The sequence below is a fragment of the Streptomyces sp. CA-181903 genome (assembly GCF_050937075.1).
In the GTDB taxonomy this organism is placed as follows: domain Bacteria; phylum Actinomycetota; class Actinomycetes; order Streptomycetales; family Streptomycetaceae; genus Streptomyces.
Map to the genome: position 1 here is coordinate 3,714,331 of NZ_JBNJLY010000001.1, position 16,833 is coordinate 3,731,163.

Below are 16,833 nucleotides of genomic sequence, written 5' to 3' on the forward strand. Positions count from 1 at the left end.
GACTCTCAGCCGATGCCGGGCTCGATCTTGCCGCGGGCGCTCGCGGGCATGAACTTCTTGTTGCCCTGGTAGTGCGCCTCGTAGCCGGAACCGAGCGCGTGGGCCCACAGCAGGGGGTCGAGGAGGTTCGATCCGCTGTCGAGGTGGGCGACACCGGTCGCGTCGGTCACCGCAGTACCGATCTGCCGGCCGTCCGAGACCGTGAAGGTGACCGGCTGCCCCTTGATGGGCTGGCCGTCGCTGTCGATCAGTTTCGCGCTGATCTGGGCCTGCGCCTGCCCGAGCACGGTGCCCTTCACGGTCGACGCCGTGAGCTGCGGGTATTCCTTCTCCGGATCCGGCTGGGGCTGCGGCGGGTAGTAGTACCCGTAGGGACCCGGCTGGGGCTGCGGCGGGTAGTACCCGTACGGTGCCGGCTGCGGCTGGGGCGGGTAGTAACCCCAGGGTCCGGGCTGCGGCTGGGGATACCCGTACGGTCCGGGCGGAGGCTGCTGCGGGTAGGGCTGCGTCACAGGAGAACTCCTCGTAGGCGTGTGCGGTGAGCTTCTCTGTCGAGCCGGCGCGGTGAAGAAGGACCCGGATCAGGCATCCGGAATGTCCCGCCCCTGCGCACTTAAAAGGTAAGTCGCCGCCCAACCCGCCCACATCAGCCGTATCTAGCCATCAGCCTCGAAAGAGAGAAACAAGACGCGGCGCCGCTGGTATCTGTCGTACGTGCAGGGCAGGGGAGTCAAACAGCGCCCTCGACCTCAACTTCACCTGCGGTCGCGGCTCTTGCGGCCGGAATCCGTACGGCAACCGTTTCTGCAGACCGAGAGCCTGACCAGAACTGGCCGGAACCGGAACCGGAATCAGAACCACGCCGAACGACGCGTCCCATCCCCCGGAAATGGCCGGAGAGGGCGACTCGTCATCACCTCACCGCCTCGTGCCCCATCCGTGCCCTCCGGGACGGCCAGCAAGGGTCACCACGGGCACCAGCAGTCAGCCACATCGAACTCGGGCCGGTACATCGGCGCAGGTCAGAGCACAGGGGACACTCCCCACACCCTCCAAACCCCCGTGATTCCCAAGCTCAGAGCGCGAGTTCGATTCTCGTCGCCCGCTCCGTACGGAACCCCCGGGTCAGCGACCCGGGGGTTCTTTGTGTTCCCGGCAAACCCCGAGACATCCGGGCTACGCCACCGGCACCCCGCCGTACAGCGCCTCTCCCATGGGGGAGTTCCCGCCGGTCACATGGGAGCGGATCGACGCGACGTAGTCGGCGCGTCGGACGCGGCCGGTGCCTTGGGGGTCGAGGATCGTGAACGCCGCTTCGGCGTTGTCGGCCGGGTTGTTGAGGGCTGTGCGGAAGGTGGTGAACTCGGCGAGGTCGAGGGTGCCGTCCCCGTCGGTGTCGGCGAGGTCGAAGAGGGCGCCGAGGAGGGGGGCACAGATGGTGTCGAACGCTTCGGCGCCCGCCCAGGCCGTGTACTCATCGAACGTCATCCGCCCGTCGCCGTCGGCGTCCATCGACGCCCACGCCCGCGCACCGAGCGCGCGGGCGGTGACGACGAGGGGGTCGTCCTCCTCGCGTCCCACCGCCCGGGCCGCGTGGGTGGTACGCGCCAGGTACTCGTCCCGGGAGACGACGCCGTCCCCGTCCGCGTCCAGCATGGCGAAGACGAGCCTGTGCGCTGCTGCCTGGTCCATCGGCATCCCTTCTGTCGAACGCCGGGGCGCTCGGCTGTGAGCGCTGCGGTCCGTTCCGGTTCGGCTGTCATACCCCTCGGGGTGAAGGCTGAGGCCCGCCTTCCGGTGCACGAGGCGCGCTTACCGCGCGCGGAGCGGACGCGCGCGGTAAGCACGCCTCAAAGAGCCGGGGTGGCAGCGGCGGGCCCGCCCGTCCGGTCAGGGCTACGAGGGCCGGCGGAGCAGGCCGCGTTCCATGGCGACGACCACGGCGCGCGTCCTGTCGTTCACGTCCAGCTTGGCGAAGAGCCGCAGCAGGTGGGTCTTCACCGTGGCCTCCGCGATGACCAGCCGGGCGCCGATCTCGGCGTTGGTGAGCCCGTCGGCGACCGCGGCCAGCACGTCCACCTCCCGTGCCGTCAGCGGAATCTCCGCCGGCTGCCGCATCCGGGCGACGAGTCTCGCGGCCACGCGCGGGGCGAGGACGGTCTCGCCGCGCGACGCCGAGTGGATCGCGTCGACGAGCTGATCGCGGGTGGTGTCCTTGAGCAGGTAGCCGATGGCGCCGGCCTCCACCCCGCGTTCGATCTCGGCGTCGGTGTCGTACGTGGTGAGGATCAGGACGCGGGTCCGCGGATGCCGGGCGACGATCTCGGCCGTGGTGGCGACGCCGTCGAGGACGGGCATCCGCAGGTCGACCAGGGCGACGTCGGGCTCGTACCGGTCGACGAGTTCGAGGGCCTGACGCCCGTCGGCGGCCTCGCCGATGATCTCGATGCTGGGCTCCGAGGCCAGCAGGGCGACGACGCCGGCGCGCATGACCGCGTGGTCGTCCACCACGAGGACGCGGAGCTTCCCGTTCGTCATGCCGCCGCCTCGCTCTCCGTGGGATCCAAGGGGGCTGTGGGGGCTGTGTGAGCTGTGGGGTCTATGGGGTTCACGCGGGCCACAGAGTCCGTTGGATCAGCCGGATCCGTGGAATCCGCCGGATCCATGGGAATCACCGCCAGGACGCGCGTACCCTCCCCCACCGAGCTGGTGACCGTCAGCCGCCCGCCCAGCTCCGCGAGCCGCTTGCGCATCCCGTCGAGTCCGAACCCCCGCGACCGGTCGACCACGAAGCCGCACCCGTCGTCGGTGATCTCCAGCTCGACGCCGAACGGCTGCCGCGTGAGGACGACGCCCACCGTGGAGGCCGCCGCGTGCTTGCGGACGTTGGCCAGCGATTCCTGCGTACAGCGCAGCAGCGCGATCCTGGTGGGCTGGTCGCACACGATGTCGGCCAGGTCGGCGTCGACGGTGAGCCCGGTGTCCTCGGTGAACCGGTCCAGCGTCCGGCGCAGGGTCCTGGCCACCGAGCCCGCGGCCACCTGGCTCCGCTGCGCGGAGCCGACCAGGACGCGCGCCTCGGCGAGGTTCTCGCGCGCCGTGCTCTCGATCGAACGCAGTTGCTGCGCGCTCCGCTCCGGATCGCTGTCGAGCCCGGCCCGCGCGGCTTCCGCGAGGACGACGATCGACGCGAACCCCTGCGCCAGCGTGTCGTGGATCTCCCGCGCCATGCGCTCCCGTTCCTCCGTGGCGCCCTGGCGCTGGTACGCCTCGGACAGTTTGAGCTGTGTCTCCTCCAATTCGGCGATCAGCCGCGCCCGTTCGCGGCTCTGCTCGACGACGGAGTGCACCCACAGTCCCATCAGGACGCTGGCGGCGACCACCACGAGCGTGGAGACGAGGGTCTCGCTGAGGAACTCCGCGCTCCATCCCTGCCGCAGCCAACTCCCGGTCAAGGACGAGACGGTGGCGAGCCCGGTGAAGACCACGGAGGTGCGCGGGGTCCTGCCGAAGAGCCAGAAGTGCGGCAGCGCCACGATGAACAGCGCCGCGTAGCCGCTGCGCAGGTAGGAGAGGCCGCCGATGCCGAGGACGAGCATCCACAGGTAGGCGTGCGGCCGGAGCACGGGGTTGTCCGGGAAGCGGTCGAGGACCGTGTAGCCGAGCACGATGCAGCCGAGCAGCGCCAGCACCCCGTACCTCGTCCCGCCGCCGCGGTCCGTCAGGACGAGCCCGAGGGCCATCGCGCCGAACAGCACCTGGCAGACGGTGTTCCACTGGCCGAGCGTCCTGATCCGGAACGGGTCGGCGGGACGGCCGGGGACCGGGCCGTGAGCGGAGTCCTCACCGTCGCCGGCCCCCGCCCCGCGGCTGCCGATCCTCGACCACAGATTCATGGGGATCAACGTACGTCGACCGGCACGCCGACGGCCGCCCCCTCCCGCGACGGGACGTCCTGCGCACGCCGCATACCGCGCGAAGGCCACCAGCTCGCCTTGCCCAGCAGCAGCATGGCCGACGGCAGGATCATGATCCGGACGACGAAGGCGTCGAGCAGGACGGCCGCCGCCAGGACGAAACCGATCTGCTTCATCTCGATCAGGTGCAGGAAGACGAAGCTCGCGAAGACCGTCACCATCACCACCGCGGCGCTGGTGACCACGCTCGCCGAGCTGCCGATGCCGTCGAGCACCGCCTTGCGGGCGGGCAGACCGCGCAGCGCGGCCTCCCTGATCCGGCTCACCACGAACACCTGGTAGTCCATGGAGAGTCCGAAGAGGATCACGAACAGGAACAGCGGCACCCGCGACCCGATCGTCCCGGTGGAGTGGAAGTCCAGCAGCCCCTCGGCCCACTTCCCCTGGAACACCAGCACCAGCAGTCCCAGCGCTGCCGCGGCGGACAGCAGATTGAGGACGACGCCGACGAGGCCGAGCACCACCGAGCGGAACGCGAGCAGCGTCATGACGAAGGTGACGAGCAACAGCGCCCCGATGACCAGCGGCAGTTTGTCCCTCTGGTGTGCCGGATAGTCGGCGTACCGCGCGACGTCCCCGGTCACCCCCGTCTCGGCCCCCGGAATCCGGCCGACCGTCCCGGGCACGTAGTCGTCGCGGAGGTGGGCGAGCGACTCCCGCGCCTCGGCGGAGTCGCCCAGGTGCGGGACGGACAGGTTCAGCACGCTGATCCGGTGGTCGGCCGAGGTCCGCAGCCGTGGCTCACCGGTGAACAGCCGGTCCGCCCGCGCCCGTCGTCCCAGTTCCCGCAGTTCCTCCGCCACGTCGCCGGCTCGGTCCGCCCCCGCGCGGACGACGACCTGGTGGGTGACCCGCAGCTCGGGGAACGCCTCGTTCAGCCGGTCGTAGGTCCGCATGGCGGGGATGGCGCGCGAGTGGGTGTCCTGGCTCATCTCGGTCAGCTTGAGCCCGGCCACCGGGGCGGCGAGGGCGAGCATGGCCGACGCCGAGACGCACAGGGTGATCGCCGGGTGCTCGCCGGCGGGCCGCATCAGGGCGGCCCACACCCGGCCGGTCCCGGACGTCCGCGCCCAGCGGGACGGGCGCGTCCTGCGGGCCGCGCGGCGCTCAGCCCGCTGTCCGATCTTGACGAGCAGGGCGGGCAGTACGGTCAGCGAACTGGCCACGGCGACCAGGACGACGAGGACGGTCCCGGTGGCCAGCGAGGAGAAGATGACGTCGGAGGCCAGGTACAGCGTCGCCGTGGAGCAGACGACCGCGAGTCCGGCGACCACGACCGCCCGGCCGGACGTCGCCGCGGCCAGCTCCACCAGCGCCTCGGGGCTGATCCGGCCGCCGGAGCGCTCGCGTTCCTCCCGCTCCCGCTTGAGGTAGAAGAGCGTGTAATCCACGCCGACGGCGAGGCCGATGAGCAGGATGACGTTGTTGCCGACCCCCGCGTCGGGAGAGACGTGCGAGGCGATCATCGACAGTCCCATCGCCGCGGCGATCGACGAGAGCGCCAGCAGCACGGGCACCAGGGCCGTGACCAACGAGCCGAACGCGACCAGCAGCGTGACCAGGGTGACCGGCAGGGTGATCTTCTCGGAGAGCGCCAGGTCGCTGTCGCGCTGGCCGTCAACGCCCTTGCCGACGGACGGGTGCCCGGTCTCCTCCACCAGCAGCCGCGGATGGCCCTTGCCCACCGCCGCCGTCTGCTCCCGCAGCGGAGCGACGTGCTTCTGGGCGTCCAGCTCCGATCCCTTCATGGTCACTTCGACCACGAGCGCCCGGCCGTCCCCCGCCGTGCGCGGGGCGCCGACCTTCTCGACCTCGGGGAGCTTCGCCATCCGCGCCGCGACGTCCCGCGCGGCGGCGCAGGCCGCCGCCCGGTCCAGGGCGCCGGCCCTGGCCGATATCAACACCTGCTCGGTGGGCCTGCGTTCCAGATGTCCCTCGGCCGCCATCGCCTCGGCACGGCCTGCCTCGCCGACCCGATAGTCCTCCGTGGTCGCGCTGTTGGTCCCGACCGCGATGCCGACGCCCAGGCACAGCACCACGAACGCCAGCCATCCGGCGATCGCGCGCCAGGGGTGCAGAGCGCTTCGGCGAGCGACGCGCACAGATAGGTCTCTCATACGGAAGACCCTGGTCGAACGGGGTCCGCCCGCGACAGCACCGCCCGGTTGTACTTCCCGTCCACCGGTCGGTGGACCCCGGGGGTGGGGGTGTCCCCACCGTGCCGGTCCGACGACGCCGTAACGAACCGCTCAGGCTCGCGCCCGGGCCGGCGTGGCGGCGCCGGGCGAGCGGCCGGCCGGGCACACGCTCGTAATCGCCGGTAAAAAGCGACGGGAAACCGACGGATTTCCGAACGACGTGCGTCCGCTCGGCGAACGCCCGGGCGTCACGGAAATGCCGGAACACCAGGGCCTGCTCCTGCCATACCGCCGAAGCCGCCACGCGAAAACACCGGGAAACAGCGAAACGCCGACCCCGCATCCGAAGATGCGGGGCCGGCGCCGAAGGTTCGCGATCAGGCGGGAACGATGTTCTCCGCCTGCGGGCCCTTCTGGCCCTGGGTCACGTCGAAGGAGACCTTCTGACCCTCCTGGAGCTCACGGAAGCCCTGGGTGGCGATGTTCGAGTAGTGGGCGAAGACGTCGGCGCCGCCGCCGTCCTGCTCGATGAAGCCGAAGCCCTTTTCCGCGTTGAACCACTTGACGATGCCGGTAGCCACGATGTTTCTCCCTCAGGGAATGCTTTGGACCCGCACTGCGCGAGCCTCGCGTCGCCGCGATGATTTCCCCGTACGGAGAGACCCGGTCACGCCGAGTGCCCGCTCCGGCCGGAGAGCCGGGAGGCACTGGGTTTTCGGGAACCACAACTGCAACTGACGTCGACGGTAGCACGGCACACCCCACCCTGCGGAAGGGATTTTGGGCCCGTTCTGAACGGCGGGATAAAAGCGGGGGCGTCGCTTTTCGGGAATCTGTAGCGACGGAATGAGAAATTCGTTTGGCGTAACGCGGCGTCCGTCCGCCGCCCCCGCCCGCTCATGGGGCCCGCCCGTCCCGTCGGGCGCCCGGCCGGGCGCCGAAATCTATCGTGGCGGCGACAGACATGCCGCCCGGCCCCTCCGTTCGACAGGATCCGCGCGTGGCGCGACGCCGACCGGCGGACGCACCCCGTCGAGTGCAGGCGGCGGCCGGCCGGCACCGTTCACCGGGCCGACGGCGACGGCCCACCCGTGGGGCCCGGGCTCGCACAGGCCCGCCGCCCGTCCGTTCCTCCGACTCCCCGACTCCCCGAAGAAGGGTGTGCATGGCTCCGGAGCCCGCCCCCTGCCCGGCCGCGCCGATCGACGGCCGGGCATCAGGACCGACGCCCGTACCTCAGCTTCCGCTCACCGTACGGCGGTCGCGCACACCCGCCGCCCGGACCGAACCCTGTGCGGGCCCCCGTTCACCAGACGAGGGCGTCGGACGGGTCCGCCTGCCAGTAGGTGACGGCGACCGAGTCGTCGATCCACGTACCGGCGGGCAGCGCGACCTTCACCGGATTCCCGGCCGGACCCGACCCATTGTCGAGGATGACCCGGACGGTACGCGCCCAACGGCCGTGGTCCGCACTGCCGTCGGCCGCGGAGAGGGCTATTCCGGCGTACGCGGACTCGCCCGGCGCGAGGGTGACCACCGCCTGCGGCTTGCTGTCCTCCACGGCGCCGGTCACCGACTGGTCATCGTCGAAGCCGATGTACGGGTACGCGTAGGCGTTGCACTTGGTGCTGCCGGTGTTGGTGAGGGTGAGGAGCTGGTGGTTGATCGGGCGGGACACGTTCTGCACGGTCAGCTTGGTGTGTGCCGCGGAACACGCGGCGGTCACGGGCGCCGACGCCGGACGGGGTGCCGGCGCGGCCTGGCTCGTCCCGGCGGCGAGTGCGAGCGTGGTGGCCGCGAGAAGGGTGGCGGCGGCGAGGCGCGAGGTACGCATGTGGGGACTCCTGTTGTCGAGAAAGGCGTTCTTGTCTGTCGATGACCAGCCGTCAAGCCGCGCCACCAGGCGGCACCTTCGGCAGGTGGCGCCCTCACAGGTGGTGCAGGAGTGCCACGACCGTCAGGACGGCCGCGAGCAGCACTCCCAGGGCCACGACGTCGACGAGTTCGAGACGGAGGCGGAATCTGATCCGCACGGCAGCTCCTGTTCCGACCGCACCCGGTGGTTCGCTTCCGGACCGCGGTCTGTGCCGACAGCCTGTGCCGTGGCGCGTTCCGGCGGCAAGGCGTGTCGCCCGCTTGGGGAAGCCGGAACGGCTGCATATAGTCCGATCTGGGAAAATGCCGCGCCCTGGAACGCGGATATGGGACGGGAAGAGCCTGTATGTCCGAGGGGATAGCCGAGTTCGCGGCCCGTTTGCGGGAGCTGAAGGGCCGTTCGGGACAGAGTTACGGAGTCCTGGCCAAGCGGCTGCACATGAGCACGTCCACACTCCACCGGTACTGCCACGGCGTCGCCGTGCCCACGGAGTACGCCCCCGTCGAGCGCTTCGCCCGGCTCTGCGGCGCCGCGCCGGACGAGCTCGTCGAGCTGCACCGCCGCTGGATCATCGCGGACGACGCCCGGCGCCGGAAGGCACAGGCGGCCGCGGACGCGGCAACGGACAAAGCGACGGACAAGGCAGCAGACAAGGCGGCAGACAAGGTCCTCGACGAGGGCCGACGTCCCGACGCGGGGACGACCGACGACGCGCAGCCGCCACAGGAGGCGACGTCGGAACGGCGCATCCCCGCCGACACCGACCCGGTCGAGCGACCGGAGCCGGAACCAGCCGCCGGAAAGCCCGCCGAGACCCCTGCCCCCGCCCCTGCCCCGACGGCCACCCCCTCGGAGGGGCCGAAACCGGCCGTTTCCGAAACGGCACCCGTGTCCGCTCCGGCCAACACGCCTGCCGAGGAAGAGGAGTCACGGGAAACCGCTCCCCCCGAAGCGCCGAAACCCGCCGCCCCGGGCCGTACCCGGGCAGTGATCGGAACCCGTCGGCCGAAAACGGCTTCCACCCGGCCGGCCACCGCCCCGCACACTTCCCGCAAGCGCGTCCGTCGTGCCCTGATCGCCGCCGCCGTGGCCGTCGCGGTCCCGGCGGCCGTCGTCGCCAGCTACGCCGCCACCAAGCCCGGTGCCCGCGCGGATGTGAGCGCCGACGGGTCGCCGACGGGCAGGACGGAACGGGGCCTCTCCGCGGACCGACGCCCCGGAGGGCCGGGCTACGCTCCCACCGCGCCGGCCCCGGGCCTGCCCGGGCTGTCCAGCCCAAGCGCCACTGCCGTCCCGTCCGTCCCGCCCTTCCCGGGTGACTCGCCCGCGTCGAGTGGCCCGCAGGGGAATCCGGCGGACACCGCGCGCGAGTCGGCGTTCCCCGGACCGACGCCCCCCGAGACCGGCAAACCCGTCCCCGACGCGCCTTCCGGGACGCCCCTGACGGTGAACACCCGCCCGTACACCGTGATCGACCGCTGCGATCAGGTGTTCGTCACGGGCCGCACCCCGGCCGAGGTGCCCCCGCCCCCGTCCGACGGGAACGCGCGGGGCTGGGTGAGCGCGTTGCGGGCGGTGCCCGGCGGGCGGATGCAGATCGAACTGGCCGTCCAGGGCACGTCCCGGCAGGCGGTCGTGCTGCGCGCGCTCCACGTGCGCGTCGTGGGGCGGACGGCGCCCCTGGCCTGGTCGGCCTATGTGATGGCGGACGGCTGCGGCAGCGGCGTCACACCGTCCACGTTCGACGTCGACCTGGACCGCGACAGCCCGCTCGCCCGGCCGGTGGCCGGAAAGCAGGGGGACGTCCGCATCCCGGCGACGGACTTCCCGTACAAGACGTCCGCCACCGACCCCCAGGTCCTGGACGTGGTCGCCCACACCACCGGCCACGACGTGCGGTGGTACCTGGAGCTGGAGTGGAGCAGCGGCGACCGGCACGGCACCCTGCGCATCGACGACCGCGGACAGCCCTTCCGCACCACAGCGATCAAGGACCGCCCCCAGTACCTCTACCGGGGGGACATCGACGTCTGGGAGGCCGCGCCGGACTACGCGCGGCGGTGAGGGCTCGACCCGGCGGTGACGGCTCGACAGCGAGGTGACCCTCCGGGTGCGGAGCGGGGGCCTGCTCCTCCCCGGCCTACTCCTCCCCGGGCTACTCCTCCGCGGGCTACTCCTCCGCGGCCTCGTCCTCGTACGGAGCCTCCTCGGCAAGCCGCTCGCCGATGTCGTCGGCCCAGAACTGCGCCCAGCGCCGCACCTCCTCCGTGGCCGCCTCGTCCAGCCCGCAAGCGCCGAACTCGGCGTCCCCGCGCCAGTCCAGCCCCTCCAGCCGGGCCTTGAGATCGGCCGGGTCGAAGGAGTCCCGGGCGTGCCGGCGGCCGAGTTCCTCCAGTTCGAGGCGCGACCAGCGGTCCGACACGGAGTGGACGTCGACGAGGTCGCGCGCGAGCCCCCGGTCGGCCAGGTCCCGGACCTTCGTCCCGACCACGTCCTCCACCGCGAGGACGCGTACGGCTCCGCAGCGGACCGGCGGGCGCCACAGCGTCTCCTTGGCGACCTCGGCTTCGCACTCCTCGTCGTTCAGCGAGTCCGTGACGACGAACCGCGCGGCGAGCGGTTCCGCCGCCGCGTCCCGCACCCGCCACCCCCGGGCCTCCAGTCCGGCCCGCACCGTCGCCAGGACGTCGGCCATGGGCGTCTGGGTGTCGGTGGCGAAGCCGAGGTCGGGGCCGGTCCCGAGGCGGCGGCCGGCATGACGGCCGGCTTCCCTGGGCAGGCCGTGGAACCGCACCGCGAGCCCGCCGGCCAGGACGAGCGGGAACGCGGCGCCCACGTCGGAGACGTCGTCGAGCAGCCGCCGCCGCGTCCCGTCGAGGAGCGCGGTGAGGCGCGGGTCCTCCACCCGGTCGGACGGCGTGGACGGCACGGAGGGCACGGACGGCGTCGGGGGCGTGGGCGGCGAGTTCGTCATCACCCGGATTATCCGGCGGCACACGGCACACCGCGAGCCACGCCCTTCCCACCACGTCCCCAGGCGCTCACGCCCCTGTCCCCCACCGGGTCGTGCCCGACGACGAACGCCGCCCCGGGCGACGGTCGGCGCCGGCCCAGGGGGTCACTCCCACGCACAGGAGCCGCCCCCGGCCGGGAGCGGCTCCGCTGTGACGCCGACAGGGTCAGTGCGAGTGGTTGTGGTCGGCGTTGAAGGACAGGATCGGGACGTTGTCCAGGAAGTGCGACAGCGGGTCGTCGCCGTCGTTGATCGTCGAGTTCTCGGTGCACATCTGCTGCTGCTGCGAGGACAGGATCGGAATGTCCTGCAGGCCGATGTTCACCAGACCGACGACGTCCTGGAGGTTCAGCCTTCCGATGGCGATACACGGCTTGTTAAACGAGCCGTTGATGAGACCCATCTGGGGACTCATATAACCGCCGGTGTAAGTGTTTCCGTACATCTGGACGGCCTGGTTGCCATTGGCGACATCCTGGCTGCGGGGTCCGTCTGCCAGGGCGGGGCCGACGGAGCCGCCGACTGCCGACGCCGTCAGGGCGGCCGTGGCCACTACCTTCTTGATCACGATGGTTCCTTCGCTCTGGTCGATTAAACGAGCGCTACTTGCCTAACTCGGCGGGGAGGGGGAAGTTATCGGCTTTCATTCATTCGGGCCTCCGTCATACGGCCCGCGGCCGGCGTCGCAGTACGCCGCTTTTCCCCCGCGCCCGGCCCGTTTTCACCGGCACCGCGAGCCGTACCACCGCCCGGAAAACGGAAACCCCCTGCCGCGGGGCCCGCACACCCGCCGCAGGGGGATTCCCGTGCTCGTTTCCGGGATCAGCCGTTGGCCGAACCGTTGCCCGAGATGATCGGGATGTCGTCGAGCAGGTGCGACAGCGGGTCATCGCCGTCGTTGATGGACGAGTTGTCGGTGCACTGCTGCTCCTGCTCCGACGAGAGGATCGGGATGTCCTGCAGCCCGATGTTGACGAGGGCCACGATGTTCTGGATGTTGGCCCGGCCCAAGCCGATGCACGGCTTGTTCAGCGTGCCCTGGATCAGGCTCATCTGCGGGCTTTCCTTGCCACCGGTCTTGGTGTTGCCGTAACCGGTCTTCGCGCCGTTCGCGTTGGCGATGTCCTGCGAGTCGTGACCCACGGCCATCGCGGGGCCACTGACGGCTCCGACCGTGGAGACCGTCAGAGCGGTCGTGGCGAGTACCTTCTTGAGCACGTCCATAGCCTTTCGATCGTGTAGCGCCCCCACTGAGAAAGCGATCTGGATAACTTCGTCCGGAAGGAGAGGTTCCGGGCTTTCACTCATTCGAGCCAGTGAGCGCACGGGGCCGGAAGGGTAAGGAGGCCGGGCCCTTCCGGTACGAAAAGAGGCTGGTCCGCACGGACGTTTTCCGGGCATTCCCTTCGGAACGCCCGTCATGATTTCCGGGGTGCCTGACGATGTGATTTCCGCGCCGCGGGAAGATGCGATTCCCGCGCCGCGGGATAACGCGGGCGGGGGCGGGGGAACGCTCCGGTCAGGCCCAGCCCTGCCAGCTGGTGGGGGCGGTGAAGCCCGTCGGCCGCCAGCGGGCCGGGGTGCACGACAGGCCGTACTCCGAGATCTCGGGAGCGGGCCCGGCTCCGAGGACGGCCTCGGGCTCGGGGCCGGCGTCGCAGCCCGTGGCGGCGCAGGCGAGGAGCACGGTGGTCACGGCGGCGAGCTCCTCCTCGCCCGCGACACCCTTCTCGACCCTCACGAACATGTCGGTCATAGCCGTTCCACTCCCTCGGCGCACCGGACGTCCGTGCGGCGACGCCGCGAGTGTCCGGTTCTTCCACCGTGCTCCCACCGGCGGCGGGGAGGAACCCCGGTACCTCCGAACGGGTGACGGCGGGCGCACCGGGCGGTTCGCGCGTCCGGATGAACCGTTCCGCCGGCCGACCGCCGCCGGGCCGCGATCAGGGCCGTGATCAGGCTGCGGGCAGGCCGTGGGCAGAGCGGGCGGGGAGCGGCCGGGCAGCGCTCCTCGGGGGTTCGGGAGGCCGGTCCGGGCAGACGCAGTCCCGGATACAGGTGCCACGCGGCTCCGCGCCGTCCCGCCGGGGGCGGGACCGGAGCACCCATGGGGGCCCGTCCGCAGGGTAGGAGGCCCGGGAGCCGATGGTTACCTGAGCCATGATCTCTCTCCCCGCGGGCGGACGCCGCCGCGGGGAGACGCTCCGACGACGGAAGTACGGGCACAGCGGAACGAAGGAGAGCAGGGACCACATGGGCAGTACCCCCCACACGCGCAGGAGCGACACCCGCGAGCGCATCCAGCGGACCGCACTCGACCTCTTCGTCACCCGAGGCTACGAGAAAACCTCCCTGCGGGAGATCGCCGAGCGGCTCGGAGTCACCAAGGCGGCGCTGTACTACCACTTCAAGACGAAGGAGGACATCCTCGTCGCCATCTCGGACCAGGTGGGGGCGCCCGTGGACGAGCTGGTCGCCTGGGGCGAGAGCCGGCCGCCCACGCTGGAGACGAAGCGCGAACTCCTGTGCCGTTACAGCGAGAAGCTGCGGGAGGCGGTGCCGGTGTTCCGCATCCTTCAGGAGAACCAGGCGTCCCTGCGGACCCTGGACATCGGGGCCCGGCTCAGAGAGCGGGTCACCCGGCTCTCCCGGCTGGTCCACTCGGGCGCGGACGACCTGGCGACCCGGGTGCGCTGCGTGAGCGCCCTGCTCACCGTCCACTTCGGGGCCCTCGCCCTGGACGACCTGGCCGGGGACCCGGAGGAGCGGCGGCTCGCCGCGCTGGCCGTCGCGCTGGAGATCCTGGACACGACGGCGTCCGGCCCGGCCGTCGCGGGCGCGGCGACCGCCTGACGTCCGCCCCGGCCCCGCTCCCGGCCGCGTAAGCGCCCCTTACGGCCCGGGGCGGGCCGGGCCGTAAGGGGCGGGGACCCGTAGGGGGCGTGCGTCCTTTACGGGTCCGGGGTCCGGGTCCCGGTCAGCCGACCCCGACGGGGGCAGGGGCCGGCGCCGGCCCGGTGGTCGCGTCCGCGCGCAGCCGCTCGGCCTCGGCCAGGGCCCGGGCGCCCCGGCCGGGGGCCATGTCGAGGCGGGCGAGCACGGAGGGCACGGCGACGCTCGGCATCACGTGCTCGTACAGGGAGATGGCGCGGCGCTCCAGGTCGGCGCGGCCCGTCACGACCTGGGACATGATGTTGATGCCCGCGTAGGCGCCGACGATCAGCTCCGCCGTGTCGGCGGGCACCACGTGCGGCAGCACCTCGCCGCGTTCCTTGCCCTCGGCGAGGACGCGGCTGTGCACCTGGCTCCAGCCCTGGAACGGGCCGCTGCGGTTGAGCGTGGTCGAGCCGTGCTCCAGGGTGAGCCGGACGCTGCCGCGCAGCAGCGGGTCCGTCCGGAGCCGGTGGGCGAAGACCAGTCCCATGTCCACGAGTTGCTGCATCCTCGACGTCGCCGGCGGTCCGAGGGTGGCCGGTGACTCCGTCAGCTGGGCGTCTATGACGGCCAGGGCGAGGTCTTCCTTGGAGGCGAAGTGGAAGTAGAGCGCGCCCTTCGTCACCGCGGCCCGCGTCAGGATCTCCGTGATGGTCGCCGCGTCGTAACCCCGTTCGTCGAACACCGCCGCGGCCGCTTCCAGGATGGTCCGGCGCGTTCTGATCGCGCGGTCCTGCTTTGCCACGGTCTGCCTCCGAATCGATAGCCCGCCCCGCCGCGCACCGGCCGACGGCGGGGCGGCGCATGACCGTGTCGTCCGACGCCTTGACGCACTTCCCGAAGCAAACCGACGCGTACGTATCGTAAGTCGCCCCGCACGGGCGGACCCGCCCGGGGAGTTCGGGGAGTTCGCGTGACGAGCCTACGCAGCGGAGGCCGCCCGGCGCGACGGTGAACCGGCCATGTGCCGACCGGTCGTGGCCGGTGTGCGATGTGTGAAGATCCATGGGAGACCGACCGGTTGGTATGGAACGGTGCCGCGCCCGCTCCGATGGCGGCGGCGACGGCGACGGCCCGTCGCGACCCTTGGCACGCGACGCGTGAGCGGAAGTCCGCGCGCGTGGGGACGGGTTGCGACGGGCCGGAGACGATTCGGTCGCCACGGAAGGGAGTTCGAGGAAGGGCGGCGGCAGCGCGCGGTGCGTGACCGGGGCGCGCGTACCGGTCCGCGGTGGCCGGGCCGGCGATCGGACCGGAGTGCGTCCGACGGTCGCCGCCGAGGGGCGGAACGGGTGTTCAGCACCGAGGTGCGGAGTCGAGCGTCGAAGTCGAGGGTCAGGGCTGAATGTTGCCGATCATGTAGCAAACGATCGCGATCACTATGAGGGCCAGAACGACAACGGTCTTTCTTTCCTTGCGCGTCATGGATTCCATCACGCCTCCCAGACAACAGCCGGTGATTCGGACCGCCCTGGCCAGGAAACTACTCGTGATGGGAGGGCGACACTACGGATGCATCGAAAGTCTGAGCTGGACTTGAGGTTGCCCCTCCGGTTGCCCGCGCGCCGGACATATGACCGTTTGGACCGCCGGACCCATCCGGGTTCTCGTCCTCGGTTCCGCCTGATACCCGCACGTTCTGTCGTTATGGTCTGCCGTGCCCGTCGCCTGTCGGCGGCCCGACCGAGGGAGATCACAGCGGGATGACTCTCAGCCTCACCGGAACCGCCTTCTTCGCCCTGCTCGTCGCCTTCACGGTGCTGTCCGTCCTGGCCACGCTGCTGTTCTGGGCGAGGATCCCGGGCCCCGGGCCGGTGCGCTGGGCGGCCCGCGTGCTGTTGATCGCCGTGTGCCAGCTCACCGCGATCTGCACGGTGGCCACCTGGATCAACAGCAGTTACGGCCTCTACGCCTCATGGGACGACCTGCTGGGCCGCACCGACGGCGCCGGGCCCGTCGCGATGCAGGGGCCGCCCGCCGAGCACGCCCAGTTCGCCGAGGACGACCACGGCATGCGGGAGACGTACTTCCACGGCACCCGGTCCGCGCTGTCGGGGCAGGTCCTGGTGTGGACCCCGCCGGAGTACGACGACCCCCGCTACCGCCGCGCCACGTTCCCCGTCGTGATGCTGCTGCACGGGGTGCCGGGGACGCCGCAGTCGTGGATCGACCAGGGCCGGATGCCCCGCTCCTACCGGCAGCTGCTCGCCGAGGGGCGCACCCGCCCGTTCATCCTCGCCGTGCCGGTCATCAACCCCGGCGGCCGGGACACGGACTGCTCCGACGCGGCCGGGCGCAAGGTCGCGACCTGGCTCGCCCGGGACGTGCCCGAGCTCGTCCGGCGGCACTTCCGGGCCGCGCCGCAGCCCGCGTCGTGGGGGCTGCTGGGGATCTCCACCGGCGGCTTCTGCGCGGCCAAGCTGCCGCTGCAGTTCCCCCGGGTCTTCGCCGCCGGCGCGGCCCTCGACCCCGACCCGCTCAACGGCGACGGCGGGGCCCTCGCCGACCCCGCCCTGCGGCAGCGCAACAGCCCCACCTGGCTCGTCGGTCACACGAAGGCGGATGTCGCCCTCTTCCTCGCGACCTCCCGGCAGGACCGCGACAGCCCTCCGGCCTACATCGAGGAGTTCCAGCGGGAGGCGGCGAGCAGCCGGGTGCGGCTGAAGACGATGCTGCTCGACAAGGGGGGCCACAACTACCGCACCTGGTCGGCGCTCTATCCGGAAGCCTTCACCTGGCTCGCCCAGCAGCTGCCGGGCGGCCCGCCGGCGCGGTGAGGTCCGGGGCGCACGGGCGGGCGGGGGCGGGGCGGGTACGGGCGGGACGGCGTGCGGCTGTACGGCCTGCGGCGGGACGGCGTAAGGGCCGGTACGGCCTGCGGGGCGGTACGGCCTG

Annotated in this window: 15 protein-coding genes; 3 read left to right on the top strand and 12 right to left on the bottom strand. The window is 71.6% G+C overall.

Going from position 1 to position 16,833, the window contains the following annotated elements:
* Nucleotides 1-5: 5 nt before the first annotated feature.
* The 7 genes from ACQEVS_RS16585 to ACQEVS_RS16615 form a co-directional block, all read right to left on the bottom strand.
* Nucleotides 6-512 (bottom strand): Ig-like domain-containing protein, encoded by a 507-nt coding sequence (locus ACQEVS_RS16585; protein WP_433021175.1) that lies wholly within the window; start codon nt 510-512, stop codon nt 6-8.
* A 664-nt stretch (nt 513-1,176) separates the two neighbouring features.
* Nucleotides 1,177-1,692 (bottom strand): EF-hand domain-containing protein, encoded by a 516-nt coding sequence (locus tag ACQEVS_RS16590; RefSeq protein ID WP_433021177.1) that lies wholly within the window; start codon nt 1,690-1,692, stop codon nt 1,177-1,179.
* Between the two features lie 204 nt (nt 1,693-1,896).
* Nucleotides 1,897-2,538 (bottom strand): response regulator, encoded by a 642-nt coding sequence (locus ACQEVS_RS16595; RefSeq protein WP_433021179.1) that lies wholly within the window; start codon nt 2,536-2,538, stop codon nt 1,897-1,899.
* Nucleotides 2,535-3,896, bottom strand: a complete 1,362-nt coding sequence (locus tag ACQEVS_RS16600; RefSeq protein WP_433021181.1) for a sensor histidine kinase — start codon at nt 3,894-3,896, stop codon at nt 2,535-2,537. The genes ACQEVS_RS16595 and ACQEVS_RS16600 overlap by 4 nt, the downstream gene beginning before the upstream one ends.
* A 5-nt stretch (nt 3,897-3,901) precedes the next feature.
* Nucleotides 3,902-6,094: an MMPL family transporter gene (locus tag ACQEVS_RS16605; protein ID WP_433021183.1), complete on the bottom strand. Its 2,193-nt coding sequence runs from the start codon at nt 6,092-6,094 to the stop codon at nt 3,902-3,904.
* Nucleotides 6,095-6,492: 398 nt separating this feature from the next.
* Nucleotides 6,493-6,696, bottom strand: coding sequence for a cold-shock protein (locus ACQEVS_RS16610; protein WP_004947459.1), 204 nt, complete (start codon nt 6,694-6,696; stop codon nt 6,493-6,495).
* A 725-nt stretch (nt 6,697-7,421) separates the two neighbouring features.
* Nucleotides 7,422-7,949: a DUF4232 domain-containing protein gene (locus tag ACQEVS_RS16615; protein ID WP_433021186.1), complete on the bottom strand. Its 528-nt coding sequence runs from the start codon at nt 7,947-7,949 to the stop codon at nt 7,422-7,424.
* A gap of 387 nt (nt 7,950-8,336) precedes the next feature.
* On the opposite strand from ACQEVS_RS16615, the gene ACQEVS_RS16620 reads away from it, so the two are divergent.
* On the top strand, nt 8,337-10,055 hold the full coding sequence (locus ACQEVS_RS16620) for a helix-turn-helix domain-containing protein (protein ID WP_433021188.1): 1,719 nt from the start codon (nt 8,337-8,339) through the stop codon (nt 10,053-10,055).
* A 106-nt stretch (nt 10,056-10,161) separates the two neighbouring features.
* On the opposite strand, the gene ACQEVS_RS16625 is transcribed toward ACQEVS_RS16620, so the two are convergent.
* The 4 genes from ACQEVS_RS16625 to ACQEVS_RS16640 form a co-directional block, all read right to left on the bottom strand.
* A complete protein-coding gene (locus ACQEVS_RS16625; RefSeq protein WP_433021190.1) occupies nt 10,162-10,968 on the bottom strand; it encodes a hypothetical protein in 807 nt (268 codons plus the stop codon).
* Nucleotides 10,969-11,170: 202 nt separating this feature from the next.
* Nucleotides 11,171-11,572 (bottom strand): rodlin, encoded by a 402-nt coding sequence (locus ACQEVS_RS16630; RefSeq protein WP_433021192.1) that lies wholly within the window; start codon nt 11,570-11,572, stop codon nt 11,171-11,173.
* 254 nt (nt 11,573-11,826) lie between these two features.
* Nucleotides 11,827-12,222 carry a rodlin gene (locus tag ACQEVS_RS16635; protein ID WP_433027614.1) on the bottom strand — a complete coding sequence of 132 codons (396 nt, stop codon included), beginning with the start codon at nt 12,220-12,222 and terminating at the stop codon, nt 11,827-11,829.
* Nucleotides 12,223-12,523: 301 nt separating this feature from the next.
* Entirely contained in the window at nt 12,524-12,760 is a 237-nt protein-coding gene (locus ACQEVS_RS16640) for an acyl-CoA carboxylase subunit epsilon (RefSeq protein ID WP_351505912.1), read from the bottom strand.
* 497 nt (nt 12,761-13,257) lie between these two features.
* Between ACQEVS_RS16640 and ACQEVS_RS16645 the strand changes: the two genes are divergently transcribed.
* On the top strand, nt 13,258-13,857 hold the full coding sequence (locus ACQEVS_RS16645; RefSeq protein ID WP_433021194.1) for a TetR/AcrR family transcriptional regulator: 600 nt from the start codon (nt 13,258-13,260) through the stop codon (nt 13,855-13,857).
* Between the two features lie 124 nt (nt 13,858-13,981).
* On the opposite strand, the gene ACQEVS_RS16650 is transcribed toward ACQEVS_RS16645, so the two are convergent.
* On the bottom strand, nt 13,982-14,683 hold the full coding sequence (locus ACQEVS_RS16650) for a ScbR family autoregulator-binding transcription factor (RefSeq protein ID WP_433021196.1): 702 nt from the start codon (nt 14,681-14,683) through the stop codon (nt 13,982-13,984).
* Between the two features lie 958 nt (nt 14,684-15,641).
* On the opposite strand from ACQEVS_RS16650, the gene ACQEVS_RS16655 reads away from it, so the two are divergent.
* Nucleotides 15,642-16,715 carry an alpha/beta hydrolase gene (locus ACQEVS_RS16655; RefSeq protein WP_433021198.1) on the top strand — a complete coding sequence of 358 codons (1,074 nt, stop codon included), beginning with the start codon at nt 15,642-15,644 and terminating at the stop codon, nt 16,713-16,715.
* Nucleotides 16,716-16,833: the final 118 nt, after the last annotated feature.

What these genes read in the sequence shown, in the direction of transcription:
- ACQEVS_RS16605 (WP_433021183.1), bottom strand. Translation starts at nt 6,094, where the DNA reads ATGAGAGACCTATCTGTGCGCGTCGCTCGCCGAAGCGCTCTGCACCCC.
- ACQEVS_RS16655 (WP_433021198.1), top strand. Translation starts at nt 15,642, where the DNA reads ATGACTCTCAGCCTCACCGGAACCGCCTTCTTCGCCCTGCTCGTCGCC.
- ACQEVS_RS16620 (WP_433021188.1), top strand. Translation starts at nt 8,337, where the DNA reads ATGTCCGAGGGGATAGCCGAGTTCGCGGCCCGTTTGCGGGAGCTGAAG.
- ACQEVS_RS16590 (WP_433021177.1), bottom strand. Translation starts at nt 1,692, where the DNA reads ATGGACCAGGCAGCAGCGCACAGGCTCGTCTTCGCCATGCTGGACGCG.
- ACQEVS_RS16615 (WP_433021186.1), bottom strand. Translation starts at nt 7,949, where the DNA reads ATGCGTACCTCGCGCCTCGCCGCCGCCACCCTTCTCGCGGCCACCACG.
- ACQEVS_RS16640 (WP_351505912.1), bottom strand. Translation starts at nt 12,760, where the DNA reads ATGACCGACATGTTCGTGAGGGTCGAGAAGGGTGTCGCGGGCGAGGAG.
- ACQEVS_RS16600 (WP_433021181.1), bottom strand. Translation starts at nt 3,896, where the DNA reads ATGAATCTGTGGTCGAGGATCGGCAGCCGCGGGGCGGGGGCCGGCGAC.
- ACQEVS_RS16595 (WP_433021179.1), bottom strand. Translation starts at nt 2,538, where the DNA reads ATGACGAACGGGAAGCTCCGCGTCCTCGTGGTGGACGACCACGCGGTC.
- ACQEVS_RS16645 (WP_433021194.1), top strand. Translation starts at nt 13,258, where the DNA reads ATGGGCAGTACCCCCCACACGCGCAGGAGCGACACCCGCGAGCGCATC.